Source organism: Pseudomonas rhodesiae (genome assembly GCF_007858255.1).
GTDB lineage: Bacteria > Pseudomonadota > Gammaproteobacteria > Pseudomonadales > Pseudomonadaceae > Aquipseudomonas > Aquipseudomonas rhodesiae.
Genome location: NZ_VFEU01000002.1, coordinates 343,359 through 361,347 on the forward strand (window position 1 = coordinate 343,359; position 17,989 = coordinate 361,347).

Consider the following 17,989-nt stretch of genomic DNA (forward strand, 5'->3'; position numbering starts at 1 on the left):
AATGGCCGTGCCTCTGCCCTCTGCATCATCCAAGCCCCGCTCCCGCTTTGCCCTGCGCTGGTATTCCTGGCTGTTTCTGGTCGGGGCGGTGGTGTATGGCGTGGCGTGGGCCATGCATTGGGACGATCGAGGCGTGCTGTGGGTGCTGGAGCGATTTGAAAGCGCTGCCGAGCGCAAGGAAAGTGTCTGGCTGCCGGACTATCAGGCGGTGATCGATGCCAAGGTGCTGCCGGGCATGGAAAAAGACGAAGCGTCGGACCTCACCTATAACCCACAGACCAAGACCCTGTTCTCTGTCATGGGCAAAAACCCGTTTCTTGTGGAGCTGAACCTGCAAGGCGACGTGCTGCGCAAGATGCCGCTCAACGGCTGGAGCAATCCGGAAGGCGTCGCGATGCTGGAAAACGGCCTGATGGCGGTGGTCGATGAACGTCAACACACGCTGACCATCGTCAAGGTCGATGCCACGACCCAGCAGTTGAACAAAGCCGACTTCACCAGTTACGACCTGGGCCCCTCCAAGGACCAGAACAAAGCGTTTGAGGCCGTGACTTGGGACAAGCGCACTCAGCAACTGGTGCTCGGTGAGGAGCGTCCGCCGGCATTGTTCACCTGGAAAAGCGACGGCAGCCAGAGCCTGACTGGCGATAAACAAAAGCTGGCCAGCAAAGAGTTGGACATGCGCAACCTCTCGGCCCTGGCCGTCGACCCACGCACGGGCCATCTACTGGTGTTATCGGCCGACTCTCACTTGTTGCTGGAGTTGGATGAAAAGGGCGATCAGGTCAGCTTCATGACCTTGCTCGGTGGCTTCAATGGCCTCAAGGACACGATTCCGCGAGCCGAAGGGGTGACCATGGACGAGGATGGCAACCTGTACGTGGTGAGCGAGCCGAACCTGTTCTATCGTTTCGAAAAGCAGAAGTAGCTGACGAAATACGTCGGACATTTCTCTTTCAACGGCATTCGCCAGACAGTGGGGCGCGTTTAAGTTTAAATTCAGACCGGCGTGATATTTATTCGCCACTTTTGACTTTGAGCTCGCCCAATGCGTCGACTTGCCCGCCCCAAACCTATTCTTTTGATGCTTGCGCTGGTCATCGTGATCAGCGCCGTCGCTGTTGCGCAGTACTTCCGTCTCTTTGAGCGCGCCTGGTTCAACTTGCAGGCGTGGCGCCAGCCTACCAATGAGCAATCCATTGGCCTGGCGGATTACCGCGTGGTGCTGGAGGCGCAGGTGATTGAGGGGTTGGACGACGACGTGTCAGCCCTCACCTACGATCCGATCCGCAAAAGCCTGTTTACCGTGACCAATAAAAACGCCGAGATGATCGAGCTGTCCCTGGAGGGTAAGATCCTGCGGCGTATTCCCCTGGTCGGGTTTGGCGATGCCGAGGCCGTGGAGTTCATCAGCGAGAACATCTACGTTATCAGCGATGAGCGCCAGCAACGGCTGATCAAAGTGCATGTGGACGATGACACCGAATTCCTCGACGCGGCCGACGCCGAACAAATGACCTTGGGCGTGCATGTCGGCGGCAACAAGGGCTTTGAGGGTTTGGCCTACGATTCGGTGGGCAAGCGTCTGTTCGTCGCCAAGGAGCGCGACCCGATGCTGATCTACGAGGTGCACGGCTTTCCTCATTTCAAGCCGGAAAAAACCTACTCGGTGCATGTGATCAACAACCCCAAGCGTGACGCCGGGTTGTTTGTGCGCGACCTGTCGAGCCTGCAATACGACGAGCGCAGCGGCCATTTACTGGCGCTGTCGGATGAGTCGTTTCTGGTGCTGGAGCTGGACATCGACGGTCGCCCGTTGAGCAGTCTGTCTCTGCTCAACGGACGCCAGGGTTTGAAAAAACGCGTGCCTCAGGCCGAAGGCATTGCCATGGATGACGATGGCGCGCTGTACCTTGTCAGCGAGCCGAACCTGTTCTACGTGTTCAAAAAGCCCTGATCAGAACATCCATTGCACACCCAGTGAATAGCCGGTCTGGCTGCCTTCGGTATGGCCCAGGCGGCTATTGACCTCGGCATACACCCCCAGCTGTGGGGTAATCGCCAACTGGCTGCCCAGTTGGGCGCGACCAAAATGCTTATCCACAGCGCCGAGCCGCGCGGTACGCGCCTGGCCATCGGCGCGGGCGGTCAATTGCAGATCGTCCAGACGGCCGTCGGCCAATTCCTCAACCCAGGCAATGTCGCCGTAGGGCATCAGGCTTAGGCCATGAGGCAGTGCGACGGTACCGCGTACTCGCCAACCAAGGCTGGCTTCCAGGGAGTCGAAGGATTGTTCCTCGTACTCAAGGGCGGTGCGCAGGTTTTGTTTCTCGTGGAATTTATCGATGCGTGAGTGGCTGTAGTCCAGGCCGGCGAACGGGCCGCTCTTGATTGCGCCGAGGTCAAAGTCGTAGCCGCCCAGCACCCGCGCGCCGAGCGTCAATGCGTCAGTGCTGCCGGTCAGCTGTTGATTGAGCAGGATCGGCCCGCCATTGGCCTGGATCAGCAGGTTGCGCCGGCTATCGAAGCGGCTGTGGCCGATGCTCAGGTCGCCGGCCAGCCAGCTCGGCCCGCCATCGTTAAGCAGCGCATAGGCGGCAGCTTGCCAGGTGTCGCTGTCGAGTTTGCCGCGGTGCTCCAGTTTGTCGCGGCCGTTGAGGTAACTGAGGCTGGCGCCGATGTTCAGGCTCGCGCTGAGTTGGTAATCGCCCAGGGCGTGCAGGCCCACGCGCCGGGCCTCTGGGTTGGGCGCCGTGTCGAAGCCACTGTCGGGGTTGTATTCGCCGTCCACGCCAATCTCGCCGTCAAAGCTGCCTACCTCGCGGCTGGCCGATTGCAAGGTCAGCCAGCGGCGATCGTGCAGGCGCACCATCGCTTGGTGCTGGCGCTGCAGGTTGTCCTGCATATTGCGCGCGACGGCGCCGCCGGAAGCGGTTGAGGCCAGCAGGTCAGCGTTGGTCAGCTCCAGCACCAAGCGGCTGAGCAGGCGCGAATAGTCGCGCAGACGCTGGTCAATGCGCGCCTGGCCGAAGGCATCGGTGAGTACTGCTTTGTTGTCTTCAGCGGGGTCGTGCCAGGTCGAGCCGCCGGGGATTTTCGGGTTATTGGTCTGGGTATAGCCGTCCAGGTCGCCCAGTTCCCAGTTAGTGGCCTCTATATAGAGGATTGGTATGTTCAGCGCTTCGAATGCTTCGCCGTCGCTGCAGCAACCGGTGCCTGTGGGGTATTGCGGGTCGAGGCCGGGGTTGGTGAACAAAGGAATATTCAATTCCTTGGCGATCTGGAAGGTGTGTTCGCGCAATGCCGCCAGTGCGGGGTTGGCGGTGCTGTTCTGGCCGGCGTGGGCGTACATCATGTCGCCGGTGATCAGACTGTCGAGGTTGATCATCGCCAGCATATTCGCGCGTTGGCTGGCGCTCAGCGAATCGACGAACGCCCGGGAGCCGCGCAAGCCTTCTTCTTCCGCGCCGAAACCGACAACCTGCAGGCCGTTTTCCAGCTGCAGACCGCCCAGGTTCTTCGCCACTTCGGTCAGCACACTGGCGCCGGAACCGTTGTCATCCAGGCCTTGCAGGGTAGGGCGGCCAAAGTAAGTGTCGAAATGCGCGCCAATTACCACGTACTGCGGCCGAGTGCCGGCGGCGTAGGCCACTACGTTCTGCGAGGCGCGGCTGCCGCTGTTCCAGGTGAAGTCCTGACGGCTGATGGTGTAGGCCGTGCCCATCTGGCTTTGCATCCAGTCGGCCGCGCCGGCGAAATTGGCCGTGCCACGATACCGGCCGGGGTAGTCGTTGATCAGCTTTTCCAGGGTGGTGTTGGCGTGCTCGCCGTATTCGTAGGCTGAGGCTTGCAGGGACACCAGGGCGCAGGTCGCGCCGATCGCGAAGGCGAGGGGCTTTATCACAGGGTCTTCCTTGAAGTGACGGAGTGGTTGAGCCGAGACCCTTTGCACAATGTGCGCCTCATTCCCTGGGCGATTGTGAATTGGCGCATTGTTAAACGGCGGGGTCGCGTGGTTGTAAGTTGTAACGGATTTGATACCAGCGACGGCATTGAATGCCGTGATTTGGCGCACGATTTTGGAGAGGGGTGCTGCGAAAGGTAGCGTTTTTGTTACATGGACAGGGGCTGTGGGAGGAGGCTGGCTCCGTCCCACAGTCAACCTGTGCTTAAGCCTTGAGGGTTTTCACGCCTTCAGGCGTGCCCAGCAGCAACACATCCGCCGGCCGCGCGGCGAACAGGCCGTTGGTGACCACGCCGACGATGGCGTTGATCCGGGTTTCCAGCTCGACCGGGTTGGTGATCTGCATGTTGAACACATCGAGGATGATGTTGCCGTTGTCGGTCAACACGCCTTCGCGGTACACCGGGTCGCCGCCCAGCTTCACCAATTCCCGGGCTACATGGCTGCGGGCCATGGGGATGACTTCCACCGGCAGTGGGAATGTACCGAGCACCGGCACCAGTTTGCTGGCATCGGCGATGCAGATGAAGGTCTTGGCCACGGCCGCGACGATCTTCTCGCGGGTCAGGGCTGCGCCGCCGCCTTTGATCAGGTGCAGGTGTTCGTCGCTTTCATCGGCGCCGTCGACGTAGAACTCCAGGTCGCTCACGGTGTTGAGCTCATACACCGGAATGCCGTGGCCCTTGAGGCGCGCGGCGGTGGCTTCGGAGCTGGCCACTGCGCCGTCGAACGCGCCCTTGTGCTGGGCCAGCGCATCGATAAAGCAGTTGGCGGTGGAGCCGGTGCCGACGCCGACGATGCTCTGGTCGTCGAGTTTGGGAAGGATTAAATCGACGGCGGCCTGGGCCACGGCCTGTTTGAGTTGATCCTGGGTCATGCGGGCTCCGGAACGGGCGGGGAGTTATCGAGGGCGGCGAGTATACCCCAACAAAACCTCGGGATTCGTGTGGTCGTACGGCTAAAAGCCGGGTTAGACTCCTTGGCCCTGCCCAACCCGCCCAGTGATGCTTTCCGATGCTTGAACAGTACGTCAAAAAGATCCTCACCTCGCGCGTCTACGACGTTGCCGTAGAAACCCCGTTGCAGACCGCCCGCCAGCTCTCCGAGCGCTTGGGCAACAAGGTCTGGCTCAAGCGGGAAGACTTGCAGCCGGTGTTCTCGTTCAAGATTCGCGGCGCCTACAACAAGCTGACCCAACTGAGCGCCGAAGAACGTGCGCGCGGTGTGGTCACCGCCTCGGCGGGCAACCACGCCCAGGGCCTGGCCCTGGCGGCCAAGGTGCTGGGGGTCAAGGCCACTATTGTGATGCCCAAGACCACCCCCGAGATCAAGGTCGAAGGCGTGCGCTCCCGTGGTGGCAAAGTGGTGCTGCACGGCGATTCGTTCCCGGAAGCCCTGGCCTATTCGCTCAAGCTGGTCGACGAAAAAGGCTACGTCTACATTCACCCCTACGACGATCCGCACACCATTGCCGGGCAGGGCACCGTGGCGATGGAGATTCTGCGCCAGCACCCAGGGCCGCTGGACGCGATCTTCGTACCGGTGGGCGGCGGTGGCCTGATCGCGGGTATTGCCGCATACGTGAAATACCTGCGCCCGGAAATCAAGATCATCGGCGTCGAGCCGGATGACTCCAACTGCCTGCAAGCCGCGATGGCAGCGGGCGAGCGCGTGGTGCTGCCGACCGTGGGCCTGTTTGCCGATGGCGTGGCGGTGGCGCAGATCGGTCAGCACACGTTCGATATCTGCAAGGACTACGTGGATGAAGTGATCACCGTCAGCACCGACGAAATCTGCGCGGCGATCAAGGACATCTACGACGACACCCGTTCCATCACCGAGCCGGCGGGCGCGCTGGGCGTAGCGGGCATCAAGAAATACGTGGAAACCCGAGGCGTCAGCGAGCAAACCCTGGTGGCTATCGATTCCGGCGCCAACGTCAACTTCGACCGGCTGCGCCATGTGGCCGAGCGCGCCGAGCTGGGTGAAGGCCGCGAAGCGATCATCGCCGTGACCATTCCCGAGAAGCCTGGCAGCTTCAAGGCGTTCTGCGAGGCCGTGGGCAAACGCCAGATTACCGAGTTCAACTACCGCTATCACACCGGCAGCGAAGCGCACATCTTCGTCGGTGTGCAGACGCATCCGGAAAGCGACCCGCGCAGCGCCTTGATCGCTAGCCTCACCCAGCAGGGTTTTCCGGTGCTGGACCTGACCGAGAACGAATTGGCCAAGTTGCACATCCGCCATATGGTCGGTGGGCATGCGGCCAAGGTGAGCGATGAAGTGGTGTTGCGCTTCGAGTTTCCGGAGCGGCCGGGGGCCTTGTTCAACTTTCTTAACAAATTGGGCGGGCGCTGGAACATCTCAATGTTCCACTATCGCAACCACGGCGCGGCGGATGGCCGTGTGGTCGCCGGCCTGCAAGTGCCGGCGAACGAACGTCACTTGGTACCGGCGGCCCTGGCGGAAATCGGTTACCCGTACTGGGACGAAAGCGATAACCCGGCCTACAAACTGTTCCTCGGTTGAGCGACTACGCTGATTGGGGCGGCCTTTAAGGAATACGACACATGCAAACCCTGATCACCCTCAAAGTTATCCACATTGCGGCCACTGCGGTGTTGCTGCTCTGCGGCTTGGGCCTGGCGCTGCTGGCCTGGCGCAAACGCAGCGCCGGACCGGCGGTGGTCGTGCAGCGCCCTTGGGCGTTCGTATGGTTGCTGATGGGGGTTTGCCTGCTCAGCATGCCGTTTACCGGCTGGTGGCTGGTGCACCTGGTGGGCTGGCCGTTGGGGCAGACCTGGATTCTGGGCTCCAGCCTGCTCTACACCGTGGCGGCGCTGGCCTGGTTCTGGCTGGTGGCGCGGCTCAACCGGTTGCGCAAGGGCGAGGGCGGCAGCCTGAATTTCACTCTGGTGCTAGCGGTGGTCAGCCTGGTGGGGTTTGTGGCGATTGCCGGGTTGATGGGGGCCAAGCCGGTTTAACCCGTTGGATCGTGTCGCCTGTATCGGGGGCAAGCCCCCTCCCACATTTAACCGAGTCATTGTGGGAGGGGGCTTGCCCCGATAGCGCTATCAGCTACGCAGGGTAATCACCGGCCAACCCCGCTTCTCGGCTTCGGCGCGCAAATTCGGGTCCGGGTCGACCGCCACCGGGTTCGCCACCTGCTCCAACAGCGGCAAGTCGTTCATCGAGTCGCTATAGAAGTAACTGTCTTCCAGGCTATGCCCGGTCTCTTCCAGCCAACGATTCAAGCGCGTCACCTTGCCTTCACGGAAACACGGCACATCCGTGCTGCGTCCGGTATAGCGGCCGTTTTCCATCTCGCATTCAGTGGCGATCAGGGTGTCCACGCCCAGGCGTGCGGCAATCGGCGCCGTGACGAAACGGTTGGTGGCGGTGATGATCACCAGCTTATCGCCGGCGTCGCGGTGCTTGGCCAGCAGTTCTGAGGCGCGTGGCAGCATGATCGGTTCGATGCAGTCGCGCATGTAGTCGTTATGCCAGGCGTCCAGCTGGGCCATCTCGGTGCGGCCGAGGATTTCCAGGCAGAAGTTCAGGTAAGCGGCATTGTCCAGTTGGCCGGCCAGGTAATCCTGGTAGAACTCGTCGTTGCGAGCCTTGTAGGCCACCGGGTCGAGAATCCCGCGTTCACACAGGTAATCGCCCCAGGCGTGGTCGCTGTCACCGCCGAGAAGGGTGTTGTCCAAGTCGAATAAAGCCAGGCGCATTGCAGTTACTCGCTGAAATGTCTGTAAAAAGGCGTCCAGAATACGGTCTTTTCACAAGAGTGCACATAAGCTAAGAAGCCTCGTTGCCGCTTGCGCAAGCTTTGTGGAACAATGCGGCGACATGCGTTTGCGAGGTTGTTGCCGTGATCGACCCCGATGGTTTCCGTCCAAATGTCGGGATTATTCTTACGAATGATGCCGGACAGGTGCTATGGGCTCGCCGAATCAACCAAGATGCCTGGCAGTTTCCTCAGGGCGGAATCAACCCCGACGAAACCCCTGAAGACGCCTTGTACCGTGAGTTGAACGAAGAAGTCGGCCTTGAGCGCGAAGATGTGCAAATTCTGGCCTGTACCCGTGGCTGGTTGCGCTATCGTTTGCCGCAACGCCTGGTGCGTACCCACAGCCAACCGCTGTGCATCGGCCAGAAGCAGAAATGGTTTCTCCTGCGCCTGATCTCCAATGAGCAGCGGGTGCGGATGGATTTGACCGGTAAACCGGAGTTCGATGGCTGGCGTTGGGTCAGTTATTGGTACCCGCTGGGCCAGGTGGTGACATTCAAGCGCGAAGTTTATCGTCGCGCTCTCAAAGAGCTTGCCCCGCGCCTTTTAGCGCGCGACTGACGACGGAGTTCGACCCCGAGCCATGCTCAATACGCTGCGCAAGATCGTCCAGGAAGTTAACTCCGCCAAGGATCTCAAGGCGGCGTTGGGGATTATTGTGTTGCGCGTCAAGGAAGCCATGGGCAGCCAGGTCTGCTCGGTTTACCTGCTGGACCCCGAGACCAACCGTTTTGTGCTGATGGCCACCGAGGGCTTGAACAAGCGCTCCATCGGCAAGGTCAGCATGGCGCCCAATGAAGGTCTGGTTGGCTTGGTGGGGACGCGTGAAGAACCCCTGAACCTTGAACATGCGGCCGATCACCCGCGTTATCGCTACTTTGCCGAAACCGGCGAAGAGCGCTACGCCTCATTTCTCGGCGCACCCATCATTCACCACCGCCGCGTTGTCGGCGTGCTGGTCATTCAACAGAAAGAACGCCGCCAGTTCGACGAAGGTGAAGAAGCCTTCCTCGTGACCATGAGCGCGCAATTGGCCGGGGTTATCGCCCACGCCGAGGCCACCGGTTCCATCCGTGGCCTGGGCCGTCAGGGCAAGGGTATTCAGGAAGCCAAGTTCGTCGGCGTGCCGGGTTCGCCAGGTGCTGCTGTGGGTACGGCGGTGGTCATGCTGCCGCCGGCCGACCTCGATGTGGTGCCGGACAAAGCCATCACCGACATCGACGCCGAAATCAAACTGTTCAAGACCGCCCTCGAAGGCGTACGCGCCGACATGCGCAACCTGTCGAACAAGCTGGCCACCCAGTTGCGCCCCGAAGAGCGGGCGTTGTTCGAGGTGTACCAGATGATGCTTGACGACGCGTCCCTCGGGAACGAAGTCAAGACCGTGATCAAGACCGGCCAGTGGGCCCAGGGCGCGTTGCGTCAGGTGGTCAGCGATCACGTCAACCGTTTTGAAATGATGGACGACGCCTACCTGCGCGAGCGCGCCTCGGATGTGCGTGACCTCGGTCGCCGTCTGCTGGCCTACTTGCAGGAAGATCGCAGCACCAACCTGGTCTACCCCGACAACACCATCCTGATCAGTGAAGAACTGACCGCCACCATGCTTGGCGAAGTACCGGAAGGCAAACTGGTGGGCCTGGTGTCGGTACTCGGTTCGGGTAACTCCCACGTCGCGATCCTGGCTCGGGCCATGGGCATTCCGACGGTGATGGGTCTGGTGGACCTGCCGTATTCCAAAGTCGACGGCATCGACATGATCGTCGACGGCCATCGCGGCGAAGTCTTTACCAACCCCAGCGAAGTGCTGCGCAAGCAATATGCCGAGGTGGTGGAAGAAGAGAAGCAATTGGCGCTGGGCCTCGATTCCCTGCGCGAGTTGCCGTGTGTGACCCTCGACGGCCACCGCGTGCCGCTGCTGGTCAACACGGGCTTGCTGGCCGACGTGGCCCGCGCGCAACAGCGAGGCGCCGAAGGCGTGGGGCTGTACCGCACCGAAGTGCCGTTCATGATCAACCAGCGTTTCCCGAGCGAGAAGGAACAGCTGGCGATCTATCGTGAGCAGTTGGCGGCGTTCCACCCGTTGCCGGTGACCATGCGCAGCCTGGATATCGGCGGCGACAAGTCGCTGTCGTACTTCCCGATCAAGGAAGACAACCCGTTCCTCGGCTGGCGCGGTATTCGCGTGACCCTCGACCATCCCGAGATTTTCCTGGTGCAGACCCGCGCCATGCTCAAGGCCAGCGAGGGCCTGAACAACCTGCGTATTCTGTTGCCGATGATCTCCGGCACCCACGAGCTGGAAGAAGCGTTGCACCTGATCCACCGGGCCTGGGGTGAAGTGCGCGACGAAGGCGCCGACGTACCGATGCCGCCGATTGGCGTGATGATCGAAATCCCGGCAGCGGTGTACCAGGCCAAGGAGCTGGCGCGGCAGGTGGACTTCCTGTCGGTAGGTTCCAACGACCTGACTCAGTATTTGCTGGCCGTGGACCGCAACAACCCTCGGGTTGCCGACCTATACGACTACCTGCACCCGGCCGTGCTGCAAGCCCTGCAACATGTGGTTCGCGACGCCCATGCCGAAGGCAAACCGGTGAGTATCTGCGGCGAAATGGCCGGCGACCCGGCGGCGGCGGTGTTGTTGATGGCGATGGGTTTTGACAGCTTGTCGATGAACGCCACCAACCTGCCGAAAGTGAAGTGGCTGCTGCGCCAGGTCAACCTGAGCATGGCCAAGGATCTGTTGGCGCAGGTGATGACCATCGACAACCCGCAAGTTATCCACAGCTCGCTTCAATTGGCCCTGAAAAATCTGGGGCTGACGCGGATGATCAATCCGGCTTCGGCGAAAACCCTATAACGCTGACACCAATCAGAATTGTGAGAGGGGCTTGCTCCCTCCCACATCGGCGTTGTGGTGTGGCTAGAGATTGATCTCCACTTCGCCCAGCCGCCCGCCCTCGGGCCCGAAACTACGCTCCACCATCCACCGTGTGCCGTCGGCATTCACGATCAATGCTGTGCTGGCTCGGGTCCCATAAGTAGGGCTGGCGATAAACACGCTCGACAACAGGCTTTCAGTCGCCAGCCCCACGCCGGTATCCGGCAACTCGGCGAACGGCGCGGTCTGCGGATCACTCAACAACGCCAGCAAGGTATGCGGGTGCGGATTATCCAGCGCCTGGCTTAACGCTGCCTTGGCCTTGAGCAGCTTCGGCCACGGCGTATCCAACCCGGCATTGGACAACCCATACACTCCCGCCTCCAATCGGGCAGGCTCGGTGTGATTGGCGTTGTAATGCCACATCTCTTCCCGCGTCCCCACCAGCAGGTTGAAGCCGGCATATTCGATGGATCGGCCATTTACTTCGGCCAAATACTGGTCAATCGGCAGCGAACCACTGAGAAACCGCGCCACCAGCTCGCCGCGGGACTTACGCGCCGGCGGCTGGTGCGGATCGCGGATATTGGTCAGTGCCGCAAACCGCCCATCGGCGTTCACCCCCAGCCAGGTGCCGCCGGCTTCCTGATCGCGGCCGGCATACACATGGGGCGCATCCGGCCACTGGGCCAGTGGCAGCGTATGGCGGGCGTAGAACTCATCGCGGTTGGCCGCGACGATCAGCGGCTGGGCATGACCCGGCCGCCAGGCGAAAACGATCAAGCACATCAGGCGATCCCTTTTGTGTTTTTTGCCACTCTACTCACTCAAGCAGAAGCGTTCCATCGTCTCCAGTTGGGTCGCATGCCTTCCATCCGTTAACATGCCGGACTTGTTTCGGGGGCTCCCATGGAATTTCTGCTGTATCTGGTGCTTGGCGCCTGTGCGGGCGTGCTCGCCGGGCTGTTCGGTGTGGGCGGCGGGATCATCATCGTGCCGGTGCTGGTGTTCAGCTTCACCTTGCAGGGCTTCGACCCGCAGGTACTGACGCACTTGGCGGTGGGAACGTCCCTGGCGACTATCATCTTTACCTCGGTCAATGCCGTGCGCGAGCACCATCGGCGTGGCGCGGTGCGCTGGCCGATCTTTGTTTGGATGACCGTCGGCATTCTGATCGGCGCCGGTTTTGGCGCGCTGACCGCCGAAGCGATTTCCGGGCCGCACTTGCAAAAGATCATTGGCGTATTTGCTCTGCTGGTGGCGCTGCAACTGGGCCTGGACGTAAAGCCGAAGGCCAGTCGAACGGTGCCGGGCAAGGTCGGTCTGACCCTGGCCGGCACCGTGATCGGCTGGGCCTCGGCGATTTTCGGGATTGGCGGCGGCTCGCTGACCGTGCCATTCCTGACCTGGCGCAGCGTGCCGATGCAGCAGGCAGTGGCGACGTCGTCGGCCTGCGGCCTGCCGATTGCGCTGGCCAGTGCATTAAGTTTCATGATTCTGGGCTGGCATGATCCGCTGTTGCCCGCTCATAGTCTGGGGTTCGTGTATTTGCCGGCCCTGCTGGGCATTGCCCTGACCAGCATGGTGTTCGCGCGCTTCGGTGCACGCCTGGCGCACCGGCTGTCGCCCCGCCTGCTCAAGCGGCTGTTTGCCGGATTGCTATTGTGCGTCGGTTTGAATTTTTTGCTGTAACGAAGGCTTAATCGCGCCCGGGCATGGTCCGGACGCCATAACGAATGATTTAACGAGGAGTCGCAATGCTGCCTTACCCGCAGATCGACCCGGTGGCCCTGGCCATCGGTCCGCTGAAAATCCACTGGTACGGGTTGATGTACCTGATCGGCATCGGCGGCGCGTGGCTGCTGGCGTCTCGGCGCCTGAACCGTTTCGACCCAACCTGGACCAAGGAGAAACTCTCCGACATGGTGTTCTGGTTGTCGATGGGGGTAATCGTCGGCGGACGCCTGGGGTATGTGCTGTTTTACGACCTGTCGGCGTATATCGCCAACCCGATGCTGATTTTCGAAGTGTGGAAGGGCGGCATGGCGTTCCACGGCGGCTTTATCGGCGTGATGATCGCGGCCTGGTGGTTCGGTCGGCGCAACGGCAAGTCGTTTTTCCAATTGATGGACTTTGTCGCGCCGCTGGTGCCGATCGGCCTGGGCGCCGGGCGCATCGGTAACTTTATCAACGCCGAGTTGTGGGGCAAGCCGACCGACGTGCCGTGGGCCATGGTGTTCCCGCCGTTCAGCGACCCGGCCCAGTTACCGCGCCATCCGTCGCAGCTGTACCAGTTCGCCTTGGAAGGTGTGGCACTGTTCCTGATTCTGTATATCTTCTCGCGCAAACCGCGCCCGACCATGGCCGTGTCCGGCATGTTCGCGCTGTTCTACGGGATCTTCCGGTTTATCGTCGAATTCGTACGGGTGCCGGATGCGCAGCTGGGTTACCTGGCGTGGGGCTGGCTGACCATGGGCCAGATCCTCAGCCTGCCGATGATCCTGGTCGGCCTGGGCCTGCTGTGGTGGGCGTACAATCGCCCGCAGCCGCTGAAGAACACCGCGCTTTAAATTCGAACGCCTGGGCCCAGCCGCGATGGGCCCAGGCTTCAACGAAACGGGTATCCACATGAAGCAATATCTCGAACTGCTGCACGACGTCGTGACCAATGGCCTGACCAAGGGCGACCGCACCGGCACCGGCACCAAGGCCGTGTTCGCTCGCCAGTATCGGCACAACCTGGCCGACGGCTTCCCGCTCCTGACCACCAAGAAACTGCACTTCAAAAGCATCGCCAACGAGTTGATCTGGATGTTGAGCGGCAACACCAACATCAAATGGCTCAATGAAAACGGCGTACGCATCTGGGACGAATGGGCCACCGAAGACGGCGACCTGGGCCCGGTCTACGGCGAGCAATGGACCGCCTGGCCGACCAAGGACGGCGGCACGATCAACCAGATCGACTATATGGTTCACACCCTCAAGACCAACCCCAACAGCCGCCGCATCCTGTTCCACGGCTGGAACGTCGAGTACCTGCCCGACGAAACCAAGAGCCCCCAGGAAAACGCGCGCAACGGCAAACAAGCTCTGCCGCCGTGCCACCTGCTGTATCAGGCGTTCGTGCATGACGGTCACCTGTCGATGCAGTTGTATATCCGCAGCTCCGACGTGTTCCTCGGCCTGCCATACAACACCGCCGCCCTGGCGTTGCTGACCCATATGCTGGCTCAACAGTGCGACCTGATCCCCCACGAGATCATCGTCACCACCGGCGACACCCACGCTTACAGCAACCATATGGAACAGATCCAGACCCAGCTGGCGCGCACGCCTAAGAAGCTGCCGGAATTGGTGATCAAGCGTAAACCTGCGTCGATCTACGACTACAAGTTCGAAGACTTCGAGATCGTGGGTTACGACGCCGATCCGAGCATCAAGGCCGACGTCGCTATCTAGAGCCTGACGCTGTCCAATATGGGAGGGGGCTAGAGCCTAACGCTGTCCAATGTGGGAGGGGGCTAGAGCCTAACGCTGTCCAATGTGGGAGGGGGCTTGCCCCCGATTGCGGTGGGTCAGCTGAAATTCCGCATCCAGGGCAGCCCCCACCCCACATTCGAACAGTGTTCGCTTGAGTCAATGCCCGTGGCTCCTGCCTACGTGTGAGGGCTCGGCCTCGCTGGCGACTACCCCGCCGTTGACCTCCAACCGCTGCAAAATCCCGCAGTGATCCCCGCCCCCACAGCGTTGGCGCAGGTCCAGCAATTGCTCCTGCAAGGCCAGCAGCCCGTCGATGCGCGTCTTTACATGCTGGATATGCTCGTCGATCAACGTATTGACGCTTTCGCACTGGTCCTGAGGGCTGTCGCGCAGGCTGAGCAGGCTGCGGATTTCCTCAAGTGTCATGTCCAGGCTGCGGCAGTTGCGGATAAACACCAGCCGTTCGCTGTGCGCCTGGGTGTACACGCGGTAGTTGGCATCGGTGCGCGCCGGGGGCGGCAGCAGGCCTTCCTTCTCGTAGTAACGGATGGTCTCCACCGGGCATTCGGTGAGTTTGGCCAGTTCGCCGATCTTCATCGCAGCAATCTCCAAATGGGTGCTTGACCCTATAGTGGCTACAGGGTCTTTACTTGGCAACAAGCACTCTTACGGACGCCACAGCATGAGCGATTCCCACCACACCCCGCATAAACATGATCACACCCACGATCATGGCACTGAAAAACTCACGCCCGTACACAATCACGGCCACGGCGGCTCCTGCTGTTCCGGTGGCCCCGCGCCTGCGGTGGTGACACTGAGCGAAGCACCCACCGCCGGTTCGCGCCTGAGCACCTTCCGTATCGAAGCCATGGACTGCCCCACCGAGCAGACGCTGATCCAGAATAAGCTGGGCAAGATCGCTGGCGTGCAGCAGCTGGAATTCAACCTGATCAACCGCATTCTCGGCGTCACCCACGACCTGCCGAGTACTGCGCCGATTATCGATGCGATCAAATCCATCGGCATGCAAGCCGACCCCATCGAAGAGGGCGCGCCCGCCGCTACTCCCCCGGCCAAGAAACATTGGTGGCCGCTGGCCGTGTCGGGTCTTGGGGCGTTGGGCGCCGAAGTGCTGCACTTCACCAATGCCGCGCCGACCTGGGTGATTGCCTTGGTGGCGCTGGTGTCGATCCTCAGCGGCGGCCTTGGCACCTATAAAAAGGGCTGGATCGCCCTGAAAAACCTCAATCTGAACATCAACGCGCTGATGAGTATCGCGGTCACCGGCGCGATTCTTATCGGCCAGTGGCCGGAAGCGGCGATGGTGATGTTCCTGTTTACCGTGGCCGAGCTGATCGAAGCCAAGTCCCTGGACCGCGCGCGCAATGCCATCAGCGGTTTGATGCAGATGACCCCGGAACAGGCCACCGTGCGGCAGCCTGACGGCAGTTGGGTTGAACAAGAGGTTAAAAGCATCGAACTGGGCGCTGTGGTGCGGGTAAAGCCCGGTGAGCGCATCGGCCTGGACGGTGAGGTGACCGCGGGTCAATCCACTGTCGATCAGGCGCCGATTACCGGTGAAAGCCTGCCGATTGAGAAGACGGTGGGCGATAAAGTCTTCGCCGGCACCATCAACCAGGCCGGTTCCCTGGAATACAGCGTGACGGCGGCGGCCAACAACTCCACCCTGGCGCGGATCATCCACGCGGTGGAACAAGCCCAGGGCGCGCGGGCTCCGACCCAGCGCTTCGTGGACAGTTTTTCCAAGATCTACACCCCGGCTGTGTTCCTGTTCGCACTCGGCGTGGCAGTGATTCCACCGCTGTTCATGGCCGGCGCCTGGTTCGACTGGATCTACCGCGCGCTGGTGCTGTTGGTGGTCGCGTGCCCCTGTGCGCTGGTGATTTCCACGCCGGTGACCATTGTCAGCGGCCTGGCCGCTGCGGCGCGCAAAGGCATCCTGATCAAGGGTGGCGTGTACTTGGAGGGCGGTTACAAGCTCGATTACCTGGCCCTCGACAAGACCGGCACAATCACCCACGGCAAACCCGTGCAGACCGACTACCTGGCGCTGTTCCCCACTGTCGAAGACAGCGCGCCTGCCCTCGCCGCCAGCCTGGCTGGGCGTTCCGACCACCCCGTGTCCCTGGCAATCGCCAATGCGGCTGTGGATAAAAACCTGTCGACTCACGTTGTGGATAATTTCGAGGCCCTGGCCGGGCGCGGCGTGCGAGGCGATATCAACGGCGAAACCTATCACCTGGGCAATCACCGCCTGGTGGAGGACCTGGGCCTGTGCTCGCCAGCGCTGGAAGAGAAACTCTTCGCCCTAGAGAAACAAGGCAAGTCGGTCGTGCTCCTACTGGACAAATCCGGCCCGCTGGCGCTGTTTGCCGTGGCCGACACCGTCAAGGACAGCAGCCGAGAAGCCATCCAGCAGTTGCATGAATTGGGCATCAAGACCCTGATGCTCACCGGCGACAACACCCACACCGCCCAGGCGATTGCGGCGCAGGTAGGTATCGATCAAGCCCAGGGCGATTTGCTGCCCACCGACAAACTCCACGCCATCGAAACCCTCTACACCCAAGGCCGTCGGGTGGGCATGGTCGGCGACGGCATCAACGACGCTCCGGCCCTGGCCCGCGCCGAAATCGGCTTTGCCATGGCCGCCGCCGGCACCGACACCGCCATCGAGACCGCCGACGTGGCGTTGATGGACGATGATCTGCGCAAGATTCCGGCATTCATTCGGTTGTCGCGGCAAACGTCGAGTATCCTCAAGCAGAACATCGCCCTGGCGTTGGTGATCAAGGCGATCTTCCTCGCGGTGACGTTCATGGGCATGGCCACCATGTGGATGGCGGTGTTCGCCGACATGGGCGTGAGCCTGCTGGTGGTGTTCAATGGCCTGCGCCTGTTGCGCAAATAGACAAGAGAGGGTGGTGTGCTGAGTGCCGAGCTGAAGGCGTTTTTTATGGTCGCCCGCCTGGGCAGCATCACCCAGGCGGCGAAAAAACTCGGCCTGAGCCAGCCCACGGTCACTACCCAGATCCGCAACCTGGAAAGCCAATACGGCGTCGAGCTGTTCTATCGCGGCGGGCGCCGCCTCACCGTCAGTGACGAAGGCGCGCGGCTGTTGCCGATGGTCAAGACGCTGTTGCAGCAGGAAGCCGATATCGAGTTTTTCCTGCGCAACAACGGTCAGGTCCAGGGCGCACTCAGGATTGCCGCAACGGCGCCGTACTACATCCTGGATCTGGTCAAAGCCTTTCGCGAGCGCCTACCCCAAGTGGAGGTGTCGGTGGAAATCGGCAACTCCCAGCAGGTGCTCGAAGCGCTGGATGACTACCGCGTCGATGTGGCGGCGTCCTCACAGCTGCTCGACGACCCACGGCTGATCCGCCGCGTCCTCGGCACCGACCCGCTGGTGCTGGCGGTGCATCGCAACCATCCCCTGGCCAAACTCGATCATGTGCCGCTGAGTGCGCTCGCCGGACACACCCTGTTGATGCGCGAGGTCGGCTCCACCACACGCCGCCTGACCGAAGACATGCTGCGCGGCGCTGGCGTGAACTACGGGCCGCTGCTGGAAATCGGCAGCCGTGAATCGATCCGCGAGGCGGTGTTGCGCAATATCGGCATCAGCATCATCGCCCGCCAGGAAGTGCCCCATGACCCGCAGCTCAAGGTGCTGACCCTTGAGCATGCGCCGCAGATTCCGGAGTATCTGTACTGCCTCAAAGAACGAAAAGGCGCTCGCCTGCCGGCGGCGTTTTTGGGGTTAGCCCAGGAAATGTCGCCAATCTAGGCTTTTTTTGGCGGCCTGGAGGGCCAATCGGGGGCAAGCCCCCTCCCACAT

At 61.4% G+C, this 17,989-nt stretch carries 16 protein-coding genes; 11 read left to right on the forward strand and 5 right to left on the reverse strand.

The features are described from left to right. Nucleotide 1: 1 nt before the first annotated feature. Both FIV35_RS03850 and FIV35_RS03855 read left to right on the forward strand, forming a co-directional pair. The gene (locus FIV35_RS03850; RefSeq protein ID WP_034139710.1) at nt 2–928 is read left to right on the forward strand and encodes an SdiA-regulated domain-containing protein; all 927 of its coding nucleotides are present in this window, start codon (nt 2–4) and stop codon (nt 926–928) included. Nucleotides 929–1,048: 120 nt separating this feature from the next. Continuing rightward, the gene (locus FIV35_RS03855; protein ID WP_034139709.1) at nt 1,049–1,957 is read left to right on the forward strand and encodes an SdiA-regulated domain-containing protein; all 909 of its coding nucleotides are present in this window, start codon (nt 1,049–1,051) and stop codon (nt 1,955–1,957) included. On the opposite strand, the gene FIV35_RS03860 is transcribed toward FIV35_RS03855, so the two are convergent. Both FIV35_RS03860 and rpiA read right to left on the reverse strand, forming a co-directional pair. Further along, on the reverse strand, nt 1,958–3,904 hold the full coding sequence (locus FIV35_RS03860; protein ID WP_034139708.1) for an autotransporter domain-containing protein: 1,947 nt from the start codon (nt 3,902–3,904) through the stop codon (nt 1,958–1,960). It abuts the gene before it with no gap. 265 nt (nt 3,905–4,169) lie between these two features. After that, nucleotides 4,170–4,841, reverse strand: a complete 672-nt coding sequence (gene rpiA, locus FIV35_RS03865) for a ribose-5-phosphate isomerase RpiA (RefSeq protein ID WP_034139707.1) — start codon at nt 4,839–4,841, stop codon at nt 4,170–4,172. Between the two features lie 137 nt (nt 4,842–4,978). On the opposite strand from rpiA, the gene ilvA reads away from it, so the two are divergent. Together ilvA and FIV35_RS03875 are read left to right on the forward strand one after the other, a co-directional pair. After that, on the forward strand, nt 4,979–6,493 hold the full coding sequence (gene ilvA, locus FIV35_RS03870) for a threonine ammonia-lyase, biosynthetic (RefSeq protein WP_034139706.1): 1,515 nt from the start codon (nt 4,979–4,981) through the stop codon (nt 6,491–6,493). Between the two features lie 41 nt (nt 6,494–6,534). Further along, the gene (locus FIV35_RS03875) at nt 6,535–6,948 is read left to right on the forward strand and encodes a DUF2269 family protein (protein WP_034101329.1); all 414 of its coding nucleotides are present in this window, start codon (nt 6,535–6,537) and stop codon (nt 6,946–6,948) included. A 90-nt stretch (nt 6,949–7,038) separates the two neighbouring features. Here FIV35_RS03875 and FIV35_RS03880 read toward each other — a convergent pair whose 3' ends face one another. After that, nucleotides 7,039–7,695, reverse strand: coding sequence for a histidinol-phosphatase (locus FIV35_RS03880; protein WP_034101327.1), 657 nt, complete (start codon nt 7,693–7,695; stop codon nt 7,039–7,041). A 143-nt stretch (nt 7,696–7,838) separates the two neighbouring features. Here FIV35_RS03880 and FIV35_RS03885 point away from each other — a divergent pair, with 143 nt between their 5' ends. Both FIV35_RS03885 and ptsP read left to right on the forward strand, forming a co-directional pair. After that, nucleotides 7,839–8,318: an RNA pyrophosphohydrolase gene (locus FIV35_RS03885; protein ID WP_003176750.1), complete on the forward strand. Its 480-nt coding sequence runs from the start codon at nt 7,839–7,841 to the stop codon at nt 8,316–8,318. A gap of 22 nt (nt 8,319–8,340) precedes the next feature. After that, nucleotides 8,341–10,620, forward strand: coding sequence for a phosphoenolpyruvate--protein phosphotransferase (ptsP, locus tag FIV35_RS03890; RefSeq protein WP_034139705.1), 2,280 nt, complete (start codon nt 8,341–8,343; stop codon nt 10,618–10,620). 63 nt (nt 10,621–10,683) lie between these two features. Here ptsP and FIV35_RS03895 read toward each other — a convergent pair whose 3' ends face one another. After that, complete coding sequence (locus tag FIV35_RS03895) at nt 10,684–11,430, reverse strand: NRDE family protein (RefSeq protein WP_034139704.1); 747 nt, start codon at nt 11,428–11,430, stop codon at nt 10,684–10,686. A 120-nt stretch (nt 11,431–11,550) separates the two neighbouring features. Between FIV35_RS03895 and FIV35_RS03900 the strand changes: the two genes are divergently transcribed. The 3 genes from FIV35_RS03900 (at nt 11,551) to FIV35_RS03910 (ending at nt 14,103) form a co-directional block, all read left to right on the forward strand. Continuing rightward, nucleotides 11,551–12,333: a sulfite exporter TauE/SafE family protein gene (locus FIV35_RS03900; RefSeq protein ID WP_034101324.1), complete on the forward strand. Its 783-nt coding sequence runs from the start codon at nt 11,551–11,553 to the stop codon at nt 12,331–12,333. 65 nt (nt 12,334–12,398) lie between these two features. Then, nucleotides 12,399–13,211: a prolipoprotein diacylglyceryl transferase gene (lgt, locus tag FIV35_RS03905; RefSeq protein ID WP_034101323.1), complete on the forward strand. Its 813-nt coding sequence runs from the start codon at nt 12,399–12,401 to the stop codon at nt 13,209–13,211. Nucleotides 13,212–13,269: 58 nt separating this feature from the next. After that, nucleotides 13,270–14,103 carry a thymidylate synthase gene (locus FIV35_RS03910; protein WP_034101322.1) on the forward strand — a complete coding sequence of 278 codons (834 nt, stop codon included), beginning with the start codon at nt 13,270–13,272 and terminating at the stop codon, nt 14,101–14,103. Between the two features lie 177 nt (nt 14,104–14,280). Here the strand turns inward: FIV35_RS03910 and cadR are convergent, their stop codons facing one another. Then, nucleotides 14,281–14,721: a Cd(II)/Pb(II)-responsive transcriptional regulator gene (cadR, locus tag FIV35_RS03915; RefSeq protein WP_034139703.1), complete on the reverse strand. Its 441-nt coding sequence runs from the start codon at nt 14,719–14,721 to the stop codon at nt 14,281–14,283. An 85-nt stretch (nt 14,722–14,806) separates the two neighbouring features. On the opposite strand from cadR, the gene FIV35_RS03920 reads away from it, so the two are divergent. Further along, nucleotides 14,807–17,059, forward strand: a complete 2,253-nt coding sequence (locus FIV35_RS03920; RefSeq protein ID WP_034139702.1) for a heavy metal translocating P-type ATPase — start codon at nt 14,807–14,809, stop codon at nt 17,057–17,059. Nucleotides 17,060–17,074: 15 nt separating this feature from the next. Continuing rightward, the gene (locus tag FIV35_RS03925) at nt 17,075–17,938 is read left to right on the forward strand and encodes a LysR family transcriptional regulator (RefSeq protein WP_034101319.1); all 864 of its coding nucleotides are present in this window, start codon (nt 17,075–17,077) and stop codon (nt 17,936–17,938) included. The last annotated feature ends 51 nt before the right edge of the window (nt 17,939–17,989 follow it).

Coding starts and splice junctions, on each gene's coding strand:
- FIV35_RS03850 (WP_034139710.1), top strand. CDS start 2: ATGGCCGTGCCTCTGCCCTCTGCATCATCCAAGCCCCGCTCCCGCTTT.
- FIV35_RS03855 (WP_034139709.1), top strand. CDS start 1,049: ATGCGTCGACTTGCCCGCCCCAAACCTATTCTTTTGATGCTTGCGCTG.
- rpiA (WP_034139707.1), bottom strand. CDS start 4,841: ATGACCCAGGATCAACTCAAACAGGCCGTGGCCCAGGCCGCCGTCGAT.
- ilvA (WP_034139706.1), top strand. CDS start 4,979: ATGCTTGAACAGTACGTCAAAAAGATCCTCACCTCGCGCGTCTACGAC.
- FIV35_RS03875 (WP_034101329.1), top strand. CDS start 6,535: ATGCAAACCCTGATCACCCTCAAAGTTATCCACATTGCGGCCACTGCG.
- FIV35_RS03880 (WP_034101327.1), bottom strand. CDS start 7,695: ATGCGCCTGGCTTTATTCGACTTGGACAACACCCTTCTCGGCGGTGAC.
- ptsP (WP_034139705.1), top strand. CDS start 8,341: ATGCTCAATACGCTGCGCAAGATCGTCCAGGAAGTTAACTCCGCCAAG.
- FIV35_RS03895 (WP_034139704.1), bottom strand. CDS start 11,430: ATGTGCTTGATCGTTTTCGCCTGGCGGCCGGGTCATGCCCAGCCGCTG.
- FIV35_RS03900 (WP_034101324.1), top strand. CDS start 11,551: ATGGAATTTCTGCTGTATCTGGTGCTTGGCGCCTGTGCGGGCGTGCTC.
- lgt (WP_034101323.1), top strand. CDS start 12,399: ATGCTGCCTTACCCGCAGATCGACCCGGTGGCCCTGGCCATCGGTCCG.
- FIV35_RS03910 (WP_034101322.1), top strand. CDS start 13,270: ATGAAGCAATATCTCGAACTGCTGCACGACGTCGTGACCAATGGCCTG.
- cadR (WP_034139703.1), bottom strand. CDS start 14,721: ATGAAGATCGGCGAACTGGCCAAACTCACCGAATGCCCGGTGGAGACC.
- FIV35_RS03920 (WP_034139702.1), top strand. CDS start 14,807: ATGAGCGATTCCCACCACACCCCGCATAAACATGATCACACCCACGAT.